Origin of the sequence: Nonomuraea fastidiosa (genome assembly GCF_042751225.1) — a bacterium.
Classification (GTDB): Bacteria; Actinomycetota; Actinomycetes; order Streptosporangiales; family Streptosporangiaceae; genus Nonomuraea; species Nonomuraea fastidiosa.
In genome coordinates, this window is record NZ_CP170570.1 from 5,343,398 (window position 1) to 5,358,546 (window position 15,149).

Annotated in this window: 12 protein-coding genes; 3 read left to right on the top strand and 9 right to left on the bottom strand. The window is 72.1% G+C overall.

Annotated elements, in window-relative coordinates; translation table 11 throughout:
- Positions 1–140: 140 nt before the first annotated feature.
- From ACFMQL_RS24830 to ACFMQL_RS24860, 7 genes are all read right to left on the bottom strand, one after another.
- Positions 141–1,046, bottom strand: a complete 906-nt coding sequence (locus ACFMQL_RS24830) for an alpha/beta hydrolase family protein (protein WP_378787234.1) — start codon at positions 1,044–1,046, stop codon at positions 141–143.
- Positions 1,047–1,134: 88 nt separating this feature from the next.
- Positions 1,135–4,143, bottom strand: a complete 3,009-nt coding sequence (locus ACFMQL_RS24835) for an AAA family ATPase (RefSeq protein WP_378787235.1) — start codon at positions 4,141–4,143, stop codon at positions 1,135–1,137.
- 441 nt (positions 4,144–4,584) lie between these two features.
- On the bottom strand, positions 4,585–5,562 hold the full coding sequence (locus tag ACFMQL_RS24840) for a branched-chain amino acid ABC transporter permease (protein ID WP_364056585.1): 978 nt from the start codon (positions 5,560–5,562) through the stop codon (positions 4,585–4,587).
- Entirely contained in the window at positions 5,559–6,419 is an 861-nt protein-coding gene (locus ACFMQL_RS24845) for a branched-chain amino acid ABC transporter permease (protein WP_364056582.1), read from the bottom strand. The genes ACFMQL_RS24840 and ACFMQL_RS24845 overlap by 4 nt, the downstream gene beginning before the upstream one ends.
- Positions 6,420–6,441: 22 nt before the next feature.
- Positions 6,442–7,101: an ABC transporter ATP-binding protein gene (locus ACFMQL_RS24850; RefSeq protein ID WP_364056579.1), complete on the bottom strand. Its 660-nt coding sequence runs from the start codon at positions 7,099–7,101 to the stop codon at positions 6,442–6,444.
- Complete coding sequence (locus ACFMQL_RS24855) at positions 7,098–7,853, bottom strand: ABC transporter ATP-binding protein (RefSeq protein WP_378787238.1); 756 nt, start codon at positions 7,851–7,853, stop codon at positions 7,098–7,100. The genes ACFMQL_RS24850 and ACFMQL_RS24855 overlap by 4 nt, the downstream gene beginning before the upstream one ends.
- Positions 7,854–7,855: 2 nt before the next feature.
- Entirely contained in the window at positions 7,856–9,055 is a 1,200-nt protein-coding gene (locus tag ACFMQL_RS24860; protein WP_364056573.1) for an ABC transporter substrate-binding protein, read from the bottom strand.
- A gap of 90 nt (positions 9,056–9,145) precedes the next feature.
- Between ACFMQL_RS24860 and ACFMQL_RS24865 the strand changes: the two genes are divergently transcribed.
- Genes ACFMQL_RS24865 through ACFMQL_RS24875 form a run of 3 tightly spaced genes read left to right on the top strand, consistent with a single transcriptional unit; the run spans position 9,146 to position 12,598 of the window.
- Positions 9,146–9,952 carry a PaaX family transcriptional regulator C-terminal domain-containing protein gene (locus tag ACFMQL_RS24865; RefSeq protein ID WP_364056570.1) on the top strand — a complete coding sequence of 269 codons (807 nt, stop codon included), beginning with the start codon at positions 9,146–9,148 and terminating at the stop codon, positions 9,950–9,952.
- 52 nt (positions 9,953–10,004) lie between these two features.
- Positions 10,005–11,489, top strand: coding sequence for a long-chain fatty acid--CoA ligase (locus ACFMQL_RS24870; protein ID WP_364056568.1), 1,485 nt, complete (start codon positions 10,005–10,007; stop codon positions 11,487–11,489).
- A gap of 5 nt (positions 11,490–11,494) precedes the next feature.
- A complete protein-coding gene (locus ACFMQL_RS24875; protein WP_364056566.1) occupies positions 11,495–12,598 on the top strand; it encodes a 5-methyltetrahydropteroyltriglutamate--homocysteine S-methyltransferase in 1,104 nt (367 codons plus the stop codon).
- A 64-nt stretch (positions 12,599–12,662) separates the two neighbouring features.
- Here ACFMQL_RS24875 and ACFMQL_RS24880 read toward each other — a convergent pair whose 3' ends face one another.
- Together ACFMQL_RS24880 and ACFMQL_RS24885 are read right to left on the bottom strand one after the other, a co-directional pair.
- Complete coding sequence (locus tag ACFMQL_RS24880; protein WP_364056563.1) at positions 12,663–13,994, bottom strand: glycoside hydrolase; 1,332 nt, start codon at positions 13,992–13,994, stop codon at positions 12,663–12,665.
- A gap of 320 nt (positions 13,995–14,314) precedes the next feature.
- Positions 14,315–14,734: a hypothetical protein gene (locus ACFMQL_RS24885; RefSeq protein WP_378787242.1), complete on the bottom strand. Its 420-nt coding sequence runs from the start codon at positions 14,732–14,734 to the stop codon at positions 14,315–14,317.
- Between the last annotated feature and the right edge of the window lie 415 nt (positions 14,735–15,149).

Genomic DNA, 15,149 nt, shown 5'->3' on the forward strand with positions numbered 1-15,149 from the left:
GGTGGGCGGTTTGCCGCTTTGGCCGTGCTACTTCTCGCCGTTCCCCGGCCACCTGTGTCCCGAGGCCCTGCGGTTCGGTGTATGCGCCGATGGCGGCCGCGTCTTGCGGCCGCCATCAGCGGTTACCAAGGAAATAGGGATCAGGAGCTGGGGCAGGTGTCGCGGTACTCCGAGATCGCCAGGCCGCTGGGCGGCGGGCAGAGGAACTGCTCGTAGCGGGTGTCGTCGTCCACGAACCGCTTCAGCCAGGCCACCATCGACTTGGCCATCGTGGTGTTGGGCAGCTGCGGGAAGAAGTGGCTGGCGTTGTTCAGCTCCAGGTACGCCTTCTCCGACGACGCCGGGATGCTGTCGTAGAACAGCTTGGAGTGAGTGAGGACCGGGGCGATGGCGTCGGCCTCACCGCCGATGATCATGGTCGGGACGCGTACGCCGGACCACGACTTCTGCAGGTTCCACGGCGCGATCGGCACCGCCGCCTGCAGCGACGGGCGGCTGTTGGCCGCCTCGAGCGTGCCGCCGCCGCCCATCGAGTGGCCGGCCACGGCCAGCCGGTTCGGGTCGATGCGGCTGCGCACGGTGGCCGGGCTGTCCTCGACCAGGTAGTCGAGGGCGGCGAGGAGCTGGCGGCCCCGGCTGTCGGGCTGGTCGTAGATGGTGTTGGTCTCGATGCCGATCACCACGAAGCCGTGCGAGGCGATGCGCGGGCCCAGCCACTCGAGGCTGGACCAGCGGGCGGTGTAGCCGGGGGAGATGGCGATCGCGCCGAACGTACCCTGGCTGGTGTCGAGCGGATAGTAGATGGTGCCGCCGCCGAAGCCGGGCACCAGCGCCGAGACCCTGGTCTCCGCGGTGGCGAACGGGCCCCTGGAGGCTTCGAGCAGCGCGTCGGTGGGGTCGGGGCCGCGTTCGTCGCCGGCCGCGTGGGCGGGGGAGGTGGCCGCGAGGGTGCCGCCGATCAGCGAGACGGCGAGGGCGAGCTTGGTCAACGTTCGCGCGCATGATCGGGGGGTGAAGAGCTGCACGTCGTCATACTCCCTGCTCATCGGGGGGTGGCTCGGTCGGTGACAGCTGTCTTTCGCCATTGTTCGGAGCGGCGGTCAACCGTGCATCGGTGAAATCACCGGTCCTCGATCAGGACATGAGCCTTACCAGTTCGACGCGGGAGCGGACGCCGAGCCGGGTGAAGATGTTGCGCAGGTGGTGCTCGATCGTACGGGGGCTGAGGAACAGCTGCTCGGCCACCTCCTTGTTGGTGGCGCCCTCGGCCACCATGCGGGCGATCCGCAGCTGCTGCGCGGTCAGCCGGGCGGTGGCCGCCGCCGGGGCCGGGCCGACCGGTTCGCCCGAAGCGCGCAGCTCGGTCCTGGCCTGCTCGGTCCACAGGCGGGCGCCGTAGCGTTCGAACGTCTCCAGCGCCGCATGCAGATGCGCCCTCGCCGCGCCAGGGCGGCGGTCGCGGCGCAGCGCGCTGCCGTACAGCAGCCGCGTCCTCGCCGCCTCGAACTCGTGGCCGCCCTGCGCGTGCAGCTCCAGCGCCTCCCTGAACAGCTCGTCCGCCTCGCCGGGACCGGCGAGCAGGGCGCGGCAGCGGGCGACCAGCGCCCGCAGATCGGGGCTGCGCGTGCTGCCCACCCAGCCTTCAAGCACCTTCAGCGCCTCCTCGGCGCCCTCATGATCGCCGGTACGCGCGCACGCCTCGATCAGGTGCGGCGTGGCCATCACGCGGATCACCACATGGCGGTTGGTACGCCGCTCGGCACGCAACCGGCCCGCCGCGTCCGCAGGGCGACCGGCCGCCAGGTCGAGGCAGGCCAGCGCCCACGTGCCGATCGCACCGGCGATGCCCAGGTCGTGCGCCCCGGCCAGGTCGATGGCGGCGTCCGCGCGCATCCGGCACGTCTCCTGGTCGCCCTCCACCGCCGCCGTCATCGCCAGCCAGGCCAGGTGCTGGGCCGCCGTGTTGAGCTGGCCCGCCTCCCTGGCCAGGCGCAGGCCGCGGGCCGCGGTCTCGGCCACCGACGCGTAGCGGCCCGTCCACACCTCCGGATAGATCGAGTACTCCAGAAGCTGCGGCATCGCCGAGGCCGCACCGCGCACACCGGCCGCCTCCAGCGCGCGGGCCGACAGGCGCTGCGCGGAGGCCTCCTCGCCCAGCAGCATGCTCGCCACGCACCCCCACACCAGCACCGACGGGTCGTCCACCGCGCCCGCCAGCTCCACCACCCGGCGCAGCGGCGCCGCCGCCTCCCGGTGCGCGCCGCTGAACGTGGCGGCCATCCCTTCCAGGTACTCGAACATGAGCTGCGCGGGCACCGGCTCGTCCGGACGGCGCAAAGCCGCCGCCTGCCGGGCGATCGCGATGAACTGGCGGTTGTCGCCCGCGCGGTAGCTGGCGTCCGCCGCCCGCACCAGCGCCCGCACCCCCAGGACGCGGTGGCTCTCCAGCAGCCACGTCGCCGCGGCCAGCAGTTCTTCCCTGGCGCTGCCGGTCTCGCCGCCGAGGAGTTCCAGGCTGCCGCGCAGGAGGCGTACGCGGGCGCGCACCTCGTTGGGCGCCGCCGCCAGGCCGTGCAGGCGGGCCAGCAGCGCGCGGGCCACCTGCGGGCGGCCGGCCACCCAGGCGTGCCTGGCCGCCGCGGCGAGCCGTTCCGCCTTCTCGGGGCGGTGCCGGCCGGTCAGCTCGGCCGCCCTTTCCAGCGCCTGGTACGTCTCGGGGTGCCCGCCCGGCGTGCGGTCGTCCCTGGCCGCCGCTGCGAGGTCGTCGGCCAGCTCGTCGGGGGCGGCGTCCATGGCCCAGGCGCGGTGCCACGCCCGCCTGAGCCGCGCGCCCGGCCGGTCGTCCCCCGGCTCGATGAGCGTGGCGAGGCGGCGGTGGGCGGTGCGGCGCTGGAGGAGCGAGGCCCCGTGGTAGGCGACGCCGCGCAGAGCCGGGTCGCGGAAGGCGTACCGGTCGCCGATGGCGTGCAGGACGCCGGCGCGCTCCGCCGGCTCCAGGACGGCGAGCGCGCAACTCGGGCGGGCGGCGGCGAGCAGCGCGGGCACGTCGATCTCCGGGTCGGCGGCGACGAGCAGCAGCAGCCGTACGGTCTCCTCGGGCAGCGCGGCCAGCCGGGACGCCTGTTCCCGCCACAGGCGGCCGTCCCTGGGCAGCGTCTCGGGCGGGGCGGCGACGCCGCTCAGCTGGTCCCTGGTGAGCGAGCCGATCAGCTCGGTAAGCGCCAACGGGTTGCCGCGGGCGATCTGGTTCAGTGCGGCCAGCAGCTCGTCGGTGATCTCGCCCGGTGCCAGGTCGTCGGCCAGCTCGCGTACGGCCGTCCCGTCCAACCCGCCCAGCGTCAGCACCGGCAGCCCCGCCGCCCAGCCGGGCACCGCCCCGCCCGTTCCCGCCGCCCGGCCCGGCGCCGTTCCGCCTGTTCGGGCCGCGCGGTCCCGTGCGCTACCGCCCGTTCCCGCCGTCTCGGCTGTCCCGTTCTCGTCTGTACGGGGCTCCGGTGGCTCGCCGGTACGGGTGGTGAACACCAGGGCCACCCGCTCGCCCGCCACCCGCCTGGCCGTGAACGCCAGCGCCTCGCGGCTGGCGGGATCCAGCAGGTGCATGTCGTCCACGCAGGCGAGCACCGGCCGCTCGGCCGCGACCGCCGCCAGGAGCGCGAGCACGGCCGCGGGCAACGCCAGCCCGCCGCCCCGGGTCGCGCCTGGCGCTGCCGCGGGTGGCATCGGCCCGCCACCCTCAGCCGCAGTAGGTGCGGGCACGGGCAACGTCGGCCCGCCGCCCTGGGCCGCGCCCGCCACCGTCTCGCCGCCTTCAGCCGTGGACGACAGCTCTGGTTGCAGCACCGGGGCCAGGGCGCGGAGCTGCGGTTCCGGCAGCAGGGCGGCGGCGTCCCCGGCGACCGGACGTAACAAGCCGTGCAACCCGGCGTACGGTAGCCGCGACTCGGCGGCCACCCCCGACACCCGCAGCACCAGGAACTCCTCCCCGGCCAGCCCGGCGACGAGGTCGAGCAGGGTGGTCCTGCCCATGCCGGGCTCGCCCACCAGCACCAGGGCCCCGCCGTCGCCGTCGCGGGCGCCGTCGAGGAGCCGCCGCAGCGCCTGCTCCTCCGCGCCGCGACCGCGCACCGCCGGAATGCCGCGCACCCCAGGCAGGCCGCGCACCCCAGGCAGGCCGTACGCCTCCGGAAGGCCACGCGGCCCAGGTAGATCGCGCACCCCAGGCGGGCCGCCTAAGCCCGCGAGGCCGCGCTCTTCCGAAGAGGCGCCGCGCTCCTCCCGAAGGTCGTGCACCGCAGGAACACGTGTGACAGGGGACACAGCGTCCAGTGTTACGCGCGGATGTCGGCCGTGAAAGGGCACATTCGCCGCAAAACGCAATTCACCTGGCACTCCAACCCCACGGCAGCAGCCGCCGGCGGCGTCCTCCACACGGCAACTCTCACCGGCGCGCCTCCTACACGGCAACTCTCACCGGCGCGCGCCTCGCACGGCATCCCTCACGGGCGCGTCCCTCGCACGGCATCCCTCACCGGCGCGTCCCTCGCACGGCAACTCTCACAGGACGTGCTTTCCGCACGGCAGCCGTCACCGGGCACGCTCCTCGCGCACCCGCCGCCTCCTGGAGAACCGCTCGGACACGGCGGGCAACAGCCCCTGGGGCAGGAACAGCACGACGACGATGAGGACGAGCGCGTACACCGCGTACGACAGCACGCTGGGCGCGTACGACGGCATCCCCGGCAGCGTGGCGAGCCCGTCGAGCCCCTGCACGAGCAGCGTGATGGCGGCGGCCCCCACGACCGCGCCCCACAGCGTGCCGAGCCCGCCGACCACGGCCATGACGATGTACTGGATGGAGATCAGCACGGGGAAGGAGCCGGGCGCGACGTACCCGGTGTAGAAGCAGTAGATGCCCCCGGCGAGCCCGGCGAAGGCGGCGGACAGCGCGAAGACGACCAGCTTGTAGCGCCCGACGGGGATGCCGGACGAGGCGGCCGCGGTCTCGCTGGTGGCCAGCGCGCGCAGGGCCCGGCCGGGACGCGAGGTGATCACGTTGTGGGTGATCAGGAGGACGAGCGCGAGCCCGCCCCAGGTGAGGTACGCGTAGGCGACGGCGCTCTCGGCCTCGAACGACCCGATGGAGAACTGCGGGATGGCCTGCAGCCCGATGTCGCCGCCGGTGAATTCGAGCTGCCCGGCCAGCGACAGCAGGATGAGCTGCATGGCGAGGGTGGCGAAGGCGAGGTGGTGGCCGCGCAGGCGCAGCAGCGGGACGCCGATGACGAGCGCGGACGCGGCGGCCACGACGGGCGCGGCGACCAGTCCTGCGACCGGGGGCACGCCGCCGAGCGCGAGCAGCGCGGCGGTGTAGGCACCGATGGCGTAGAAGGCGCCCTGGCCGAGCGAGACCTGCCCGGCGTACCCCATGAGCAGCGACACACCGACGGTGACGATGGCGGCGAGGCCGAGCAGGATGTACACGGCGAGCGCGCTGTCGTCGAGCACCGCGGGCAGGGCGAGCGTGACGGCGGCGGCGAGAAGCCCGGCGACGATCCTGATCATGCGGACTCCTGGGAGAGCGTGGTACGGCGGCTCGCCTGCACGATCATGACCACGATCATCAGCCCGAGCGCGATCTCCAGTTGGTGCGAGCCGTAGCCGTAACCGGCGGCCATGGTCTCGGCGACGCCCAGCAGCAGCGCGCCCACCAGCGCGATCACGGGCCGGGTGAGCGCGCCGAAGACGGCGGCGGCGAAGGCGTTGACGATGAGCGTGACGTCGGTGTCGAACGAGATCGGCCGCAGCGGCGTCACCAGCACCCCGGCGATGCCGCCGAGCAGCCCGCCGAGCGCGAACGCGAGCAGCCCCATCCGCCGCACGTCGATGCCGACGACGCGGGCGGCGTACGGGTTGGACGCGCACGCGGTCAGCGCCTTGCCCAGGTAGGTGCGCCCGAAGAAGAAGGCCAGCAGCGCGAACGTGGCCGCGGTCACCCCGATGACCAGCAGGTGCTGGGTCTGGATGCGTGCCCCCGCGATCACCACCGAGCCGGCCAGCCCGGGGGCGGAGCGTGGCTGGTCGCCCCACAGCACGATCTCGACCGCGTACGCCAGCACGCCCACGCCGAGCGTGACGATCAGCGACGACAGCGGCGTGGTGCCCGGCCTGCCGATGGCGGCAAGGCCGGTGAGCAGCCCGGCGAGCGCGGCGGCGAGCACGGCGGCCACCTCGCTCAGCCCGTGCGGGAAGCCGAGTCCGAGCAGCGACGACGTGCACAGGCCCGCGACGACGGCGAAGGTGCCCTGGGCGAAGTTCACCACGCCGGTGACGCGGTGGATGGTGACCAGGCCGCTGGCGATGAGCGCGATGGCGCAGCCGACGGCCAGGCCGTTCAGCAGGTACGTGAGGAACGCGCTCACCGCGCCACCTCCCTGGGACCGTTCACGTGATCGCTCCTCCCAGGTACGCGCCGGCCACCCGGGGGTCGTCGGCCAGCCGCGCGCACTCGCCCTCGGTGACCAGCCGCCCCGACTCCAGCACGTACGCCCGCGAGCACAGGTCGAACGCCAGCCGCGCGTTCTGCTCGATGAGCAGCACGGTCAGCCCGCGGGAGCGGTTCAGCTCGGCGAGGTGGGCGGCCAGGTCGGCGGTGACGCCGGGGGCGAGCCCGAGCGACAGCTCGTCCACCACGAGCGCGTCAGGCTCGGACATCAGGGCCCGGCCGAAGGCCACCATCTGCTGCTCGCCGCCGGACAGCACCCCGGCCCGCCGCCCGGCCAGCTCGGCCAGGCGGGGCAGCAGCTCGTACACGGCGGACGGGTCGCGTCGGCCGGAGCGCCAGCCGCCGAGCGCGAGGTTGTCGGCCACGGACAGGTCGGGGAAGAGCTGGCGGCCCTCGGGGATGAGCGCGAGCCTGCCGTCGATCCGCACGCTGCCGGAGGCCGGCCGCAGCAGCCCGGCGAGGGTGTTGGCGAGCGTCGACTTGCCGGCGCCGTTGGGTCCGAGCAGGGCCACCATCTCGCCCTTGCCGACGGTCAGCGTGACGTGGTCGAGCGCGGTCGCGGTGCCGTACGAGACCACCAGGTCCTGGACGTCGATCATGAGGCCTGTCCGAGGTAGGCGGCGAGCACGAGGGGGTCGGCCCTGACCTCGGCGGGCGGGCCGTCGGCGATGACCTGACCGAGGTCGAGCACCACGATGCGGTCGGCCAGCCGGGTCACGAACGCCACGTCGTGCTCGATGAGCAGGATCGTCAGCCCGTCGGCCCGCAGCTCCTCCACCAGCGTGGCGAGGCGTTCGCGCTCCTCGCCGCGCAGGCCGGACGCGGGCTCGTCGAGCAGCAGCAGCCGGGGCCGGGCGCACAGCGCGCGGGCGAGCTGCAGCGCCCGCTGCTGGCCGATGGGCAGCCGGTCGGCGGGGCGGTCGGCCCACTCGGCCAGGCCGACCCGCTCCAGTGCGTCATCCGCGGCGGCGCCGATCTCCCGTTCGTCGCCCCGGTGCCGGGGCAGCCGCAGCGCCGCGGAGACGAACCCGGCCCGGGTACGCCCGTGCGCGCCGACCATGACGTTCTCCCTGACCGTCATGCCGTGGAAGACCCGGGCCGCCTGGAAGACGATCGACATGCCGAGCCTGGCCCTACGGTGCGGCGGCAGCCGGTCCACCCGGCGGCCGAGGAAGGAGATGCGGCCGGAGTCGGCGGCCAGGTGCCCGGTGATGAGGTTGAACAGGGTGGACTTCCCGGCTCCGTTCGGGCCGATGACGGCACAGGTCTCGCCGTCCGCGACGTTCAGCGACACGTCGCGGACGGCGTAGACGCCGCCGAAGGAGCGGGAGACGCCGGTGACCTCGAGCACGCCTACCCCAGCGCCGAGACGGTCTTGGCGAGCTGCTCCTTGGCCCACTCGGTCGGGACGAACTCGCCGTTCTTGACCGTGTTGATCGAAATGTACTCGGGAGTGAGCCCGGAGTGGTCGGTGGGGGAGTAACGGAAGCGGCCGTTGGGCGTGATCAGGTCCATGGTCTCCAGCGCCTGCTGGATCTTGGTCTTGTCGGTGCTGCCGGCCTTCTTGATCGCCTCGAACAGCAGCAGCGAGGCGCTGTAGCCGTCCTGGGCGAACTGCGGCGGCGGATAGCCGTGCTTCTCCTCGTACGGCCCCGCCATCTGGTCGATGACCTGCTTCTGCTTGCCGTCGGGCAGGTGCTCGCCCACCACGCCGATCGCGCTCTGCACGATCATGCCTTCCGCGGCGTCGCCCATCGGCTCCAGCCAGAGCTTGCTGGCCTGCGAGCCGGTGAGGAACAGCGGGGTCTTCAGCCCCGACGCCTTGTACTGCTTGGCCGCCGTCACGCCGGGCGCGCCCGAGCCCCAGAACACCAGGGCCTCGGCGTCGGAGTCGCGCACGTGGGTGAACACGGGGCTGAAGTCGGAGGTCGTGGTCTCGTACGGCTCGTCGACGGCGATCGTCACGCCGTACTTGGGCGCGAGCTCCACCATCGCCTTGTGTCCCGAGACCGAGTAGGCGCTCTTGGAATCCCAGGCCACGGCGATCGTCTTGATGCCCTCGGCCTGGATGTACTGCAGGAAGCGCTCGGCGTACATGCTGGACAGGGCGGGGGTGACGAAGATGTACGACTTGATCGGCTCGACCTGCTCCTGGGCCGGGGCGAGCGACAGGTACGGCATCTTGTCGCGCTGCGCCAGCGGCTCGATGGCGAGCGCAGAGTTGGAGAACACCGGCCCGATCAGTGCGTCGATCTCGCCCTTGATCTGGTTGTAGGCGACGATGCCCTGGTCGGGTGCGGTCTTGTCGTCTCTGGTGATCAGCTCCACCTTGCGGCCGAGCAGCCCGCCCTGCTGGTTGACCTGCTCGACGGCCAGCTCGACGGCCTTCTTGTCCTCGCTGCCGAGCGGCGTGTAGTTGCCGGTCAGGGAGACGATCAGGCCGATCTTGATCGGGTCCTGCCCACCCGAGCCGCCGCCCCCGCCGTCACCACCGCCCCCGCACGCGGTGATCGCAAGTAGGAGACAAGCCAGGGACGGTAGAAGCCTGCGCATCAGGACCTCCGAGACCGGGCGATGGTGGCCCCGACAGTAGGCAGGTACATTACGGCTGTCAATAGAGTGCCGAATATCGGGAGACCCGCAATGAGGCCCCAATCCGCGATCCTGACCTTCCTCGGCGACTACGTGTACGGCCGCGGGATCTGCGTCGCCTCGCGGAGCTTCATCGAGGCGTTCGGCAAGGTCGGCATCTCGGAGGAGGCGACCCGCTCGACGCTGACCAGGATGGTGCGGCGCGGCCTGCTGCGCCGCCAGCGCTCGGGCCGGCGCATGTACTTCGGCCTCACCCCCATCAGCACCGAGGTGCTCAAGGACGGCGAGCGGCGCATCTGGCACAGCGGCGTAGTCAACGACTCCGACGCCGACCGCTGGACGCTGATCGGCTTCTCGCTGCCGGAGTCGTGGCAGCGCCAGCGGCACGAGCTGCGCTCGCGGCTGGTCTGGGCGGGCTTCGGCCCGCTGCAGAACGGCCTGTGGATCGCCCCGGGCGAGGTGGACGCCACCGGCGTGATCGAGGACCTGGGCGCGAACGTCAAGGTGTTCGCCGCCGAGCCCAGGACTCCGACCGACATGCAGGCCCTCGTCCGCGACGCCTACGACCTCGAAGGGCTCGGCGAGCGCTACCGGGAGTTCCTGCGCCGCTGGGACACCGCCGACCCGGCCCCCGAGGCCCCCGACGACCTGGCCCGCTCGCTCATGCTGCTGACCGGCTGGCTGCAGATCATCAGGACCGATCCGCGGCTGCCGCTGCGCTACCTGCCGCACGACTGGCCGGCCGAGAAGGCGCAGCGGGTCTGCCACTCGCTGCACGAGCGGTTCAGGCCGCAGGCGGCCGGCATCGTGGCCGATCTTCTCGACACCGTCCCGGACGAAAGTTCGGCAGAACCGTGACAGCAGTCGAAAAGTGGCCTAACTTGAGGGCTTGAGCGTCGAGGAGGGCCCGATGCGGAATCAAGGGATCGGCTCGTGGCCGGCGCGCAGAGCGCGCATGACGCCCGAGCGGGTGGCGCTGTCCTACCGCGGGCGCGATCGCACCTACCGTGAGCTGCTGGAACGTGTCTATCGGCTGGCCTGCGCCCTTGGCGGAACACTCGGCGTGCGGCGCGGCGACCGGGTCGCCTTCCTCGGGGTCAACCAGCCCGCGATGGTGGAGACGTTCTTCGCCGCCGGGCTGCTGGGGGCCGTGTTCGTGCCGCTCAACACCCGCCTGGCCGAGCCCGAGCTGCGCTACATCCTGGAGGACGCCGAGGCCGCCGTGCTCGTGCTCGGCGAGGAGCGCGACGGCGGCGGGCTGCCCGGCAGGCACGTGGGCGCCGCGGAGTACGAGGAGCTGATCGCGTCCGGCTCGCCCGAGCCGGTCGACGAGCCGGTGAGCCAGGACGACATCTGCCTGATCATGTACACCTCGGGCACCACGGGACGCCCCAAGGGCGCCATGCTCACCCACGGCAACCTCACGTGGAACGCGGTCAACCTGCTCGTGGACGTGCCGCTGGCGCACGACGAGGTGGTGCTGATCAGCGCGCCCATGTTCCACATCGCTGCGCTGGCGCAGACGCTGATCCCGTGCGTGCTCAAGGGCGGCAGGGCCGTGCTGGAGCCGTCGTTCGACGTGGACCGCACCTACGACCTCATCGAGCGCGAGCGGGTGACGGTGATGTTCGGTGTGCCGTCGATGTTCGGCTTCATCGCCCAGTCGCCGCGCTGGCCGACCGCCGACCTGTCGAGCCTGCGCCACCTGCTGTGCGGGGGAGCGCCGGTGCCCGAGCCGCTGATCAGGACGTACCAGGAGCGGGGGCTGACGTTCCTGCAGGGATACGGCATGACGGAGACCTCGCCCGGCGCGCTCTTCCTGGGCGCCGAGCGCTCGGTGGACAAGGCGGGCACGGCCGGGGTGCCGTGCTTCTTCTCCGACGTCCGGCTGGTCGCCCCCGACGGCTCGCCCGCCGCGCCGGGCCGGCCCGGCGAGCTGTACGTGCAGGGCCCCAACGTCATGGCCGGCTACTGGCGGCGGCCCGAGGACACCGCCAAGGTGCTGTCGGACGACGGCTGGTTCCGCTCGGGCGACATCGGCGTGGCCGACGAGGACGGCTACGTGCGCATCTCCGACCGCATCAACGACCTGATCATCTCCGGCGGCGAGAACATCTACCCCGCCGAGGTTGAGAGCGCCCTGTACGAGCACCCGGCCGTCGCCGAGTGCGCCGTGATCGGGGTGCCGGACGAGCGGTGGGGCGAGGTCGGCAAGGCCCTGGTCGTGCTCCGCCCCGATCACCGGGCCGGCGCGGACGACCTGCTCAAGCACCTGGACGGACGCCTCGCCCGCTACAAGATCCCGAAATATGTGGAATTCGTCGGGGAACTGCCCAAGAACGCGGCGGGCAAGCTCCTCAAGGCCCCGCTGAGAAAGCTCTACGGAGGAGGATGATCCCCATGCGTACCTCACCGCCCTTCCGCGCCGACCACGTCGGCAGCCTGCTGCGTCCCCAGGAGCTGCTGCGCGCCCGCCAGACCCTCACCGGCGACGAGCTGCGCGCCGCCGAGGACGCGGCCATCAGGGACGTGGTACGCAAGCAGCGCGAGGTCGGGCTGCAAAGCGCCACCGACGGCGAGTTCCGCCGGTCCTCCTGGCACATGGACTTCATCTACCGGCTCGGCGGCATCGGGCAGGCCGACGACGAGAAGATCACCGTGCGCTTCCACAACGAGCGCGGCGACATCGAGTTCACCCCCGCCGCGCTGCGCGTGCACGACCGCATCACGCTCAACGAGCCGATCTTCGCCGACGCCTTCACCTTCCTGCGCGACACCGCCGGCGAGGGCGTCACGCCCAAGCTGACCATCCCGTCGCCCAGCATGGTCCACTACCGCGGCGGGCCCGCCGCCATCGACCCGAAGGTCTATCCCGACGTCGAGGAGTTCTGGCACGACCTCAGCGCCGCCTACGCCGAACAGGTGCGGAGGATCGGTGAGCTCGGCTGCACGTACCTGCAGTTCGACGACACCAGCCTGGCCTATCTCAACGACCCCGCACAGCGCGCCGAGCTGGCCGAGCGCGGCGACGACGCCGACCACATGCACCTGCGCTACATCAAGCAGATCAACGCCGCGCTGGCCGCCAAGCCCGACGGCATGACCGTCACCACCCACATGTGCCGGGGCAACTTCCGCTCCTCCTGGGCCGCGTCCGGCTCCTACGACTTCGTCGCCGAGGCCCTGTTCAACGAGCTGAACGTGGACGGCTTCTTCCTCGAGTACGACGACGAGCGCTCCGGCGGCTTCGAGCCGCTGCGGTTCGTGCCGAAGGGCAAGATGATCGTGCTCGGCCTGGTCACCACCAAGCACGGGGAGCTGGAGTCGAAGGACACGCTCAAGCGGCGCATCGACGAGGCCGCCAAGTACGTCGACCTCGACCAGCTCTGCCTGTCTCCGCAATGCGGCTTCTCCTCCACCGTCGAGGGCAACGAACTGACCGAGGAGCAGCAGTTCGCCAAGCTCCGGCTCATCGTGGAGACCGCCCAGGAGGTCTGGGGCTGACACCGGGCCTCACCAGGGGCTGACCCGCTCCCCACCCGTTCCGCCGGGTGGGGAGCCGTCCAGGTCAGCGGATGACGACCGTGGTGAGCGCGCGCGGCGCCAGCGTCACCGCGCCCCTCCCGACGCTCACCGGGGCCATCGAGCGGGCCTCGTCCGTCACGTACGCCGAAGCCCGGCCCCGCACGCCCGTCCACTCGACCGGGGCCGTGCCGGTGTTGAGCGCCACGATCACCTTCGAGCCGTCGCGGTTGCGGAACGCCGAGACCTTCAGCGCCGGATCGGCCGCCCCCGCCTCAAGCCGGACCGCGCCCGGCCTGATGAACCGGCTGTAGCCGGCCAGCGCCCACAGCCGCTTCGAGACGTGGTACTCGCCCGCCTCGTCGTCGAGCTGCAGCAGCGCCCTGGTCTCGCCGCGCGAGCCGCCCAGCCAGTAGACGTACGCGCTGACGTTGCCCAGCGTGAGCGCGTCGTGCACGGCCTTGGCGATCGTCATGCCGTCATAGCCGCTGCCGTCGTCCCACGCCTCGTTCCAGGTGTTCCCGCTGGGGTTCCACTCCGACATCCACGTCTTCCTGGACGTCGGCAGCGGGCCGTCCACCGGGCTCGCGTACGTGTGGCCCGTGTGCGTCTTCACCCAGCGCCGCGCCTCCGGGTCGGCCTCGATGGCCGCCGTGTACGCCTTGGCCTCGCGCCAGCCGAACGAGTCGCAGCAGACCACGTTCGTGTCGCGCGCGATCGGCCCGAGCACCTTGACGAACTCGGCGGCCTGCTCCGGGGTGAAGCGCATGGACGCGTACGGGGCCGTGTAGTCGGGCTCGTTCGTGAAGCCCAGGTCGGTGATCTTGATGCCTTCCTCGGCGTAGAACTGCGTGTACGCCACCAGGTACTTCGCGTACGCGCGCCGCCACTCGGGCAGCAGCGTGCCGCCGTTCTTGTCGTCGCCGTTGTCCTTCATGTAGCCGGGGGCGCTCCAGGCGTCGGCGAAGAACCGCTCGACCCCGTACCGCTTGGCCTCCTTGGCCACCCAGACCTGGCTGTTGTCGTCGCCGTCCCACATGTACTTGGGCGGGGCGTCCGGGCCGCCGGGGTCCTCGGGCTGGATCGAGACCATGTGGTCGTACGGGCTGCCCGCGGGGGAGGAGCCGATGCCGAGCCGCAGGATGCTCAGCCCGGCCCCCTTGGTGCGGTGGAACCACAGGTCGAGCACCTCGCGCTGCTTGGCGGCGGGCAGCGCCTTGAGCAGCTCGTTGCGGCGGAACGCCTGGGAGATGCCGAAGCCGTCGATCTCCTGGTGCCTGACGCGCTCGTTGACGGTGATGGCCGGGGGCGGTGCCGGGTGCCCTGGGTGTACGGCGGGGAGGCCGAGCAGGCCGATCGCGAGGATTCCGCGTAACATGGCGCCTCCGAAAGTTTTCGGAAAAATGACGATATGTTTCGTCGATCTCCGCGAACCTAAGCGCTCGGGCGCGGGCTCGTCAACCACACGCTGAGCGCGTTTCATCGGCGTTTCATCCCGCGCATCGCTCACAAAGGACGGCGGAAAGACCGGCAGAAAGCACGGCCGAAAGTCCGGTGGAAAGCCCGGTGGAAGGCGCGGTGGAAAGCGGGGCCTCGATCTGGAGCCGTCGTGGCGGTCGGTCCCTGGAATCAGGCCGAGCCGAAATTTCGTGAAACGGCGGGTAGAAAAGCCGTCTGGTAAGGCGAAAAGGCCGCTGATCAGATCTGGTCGGCTTTCCAAGCGGTCAGATCGTACGTCTCGGCGATCGGCCGCCACGATCGGGCGAAACGCGCCTTCGCCTCCTGCGCCGCCCTCGACCAGTCGAGTCCCCGCAGGTAATCGCGGTGCTCCCGCACCGCACCCGGGCATCCCGACGCCGCGAGCTTCCGCGCCCAGGCCAGGAACGCGCGATCGGCCTGATAGGAGGCGTCCAGCGCGGTCACCAGGGCGTCCTTAAGCTGCGCTCCGTCCGTCAGCGCCGACACCGTCAGGCTCCGTGCGGCGGAGAGCTGGGTGCGGCGGGATTCTGTGATCTCCTCGATCCTGCTCGGCCCGGCGCTCTCGCACCGGGCGGCGGCGTCGAGGGCCTCGCTCAGGCCGGAACGGGCGGACGTGCTGCTCGACAGCAGCCTGTTCACCTCCTTGGCCTGCCCCCTGGCCCGCTCCTCGGTGTCGCCAGTCTCGTCGGTATCGGAGCCGTCGGTGTCGGAGGAGTCGGTCTTCGTGCCGGGCTCGGCCTCGTCGGACTCGGGCCGGCGTTCTCACCCGCCTGCGCGTCCGAGGCGCTCTCCGGAAGCCGTTCCGCGGCCTCGGCCTGGTCCGCGCCGCCGCCAGCAGCCGCATCGCCGCCCGTGCGACCGACGACGATCCACCCGGCCAAGGCGAGCGTCAGCACCGCCGCGATCGCGCCGGCCAGCGCCGGAGCTCGCCGCCACGCCGGGGCTGGCGGGCGCAGCCGGTCGGGCTCATCGCCGCCGCCCGGCGCAGGTGTGGGGCCGGTGCCCGGAGTGGAGACGGGGAGGCCGCCCTGCTGTATCTGCGGGACGCCGCAGC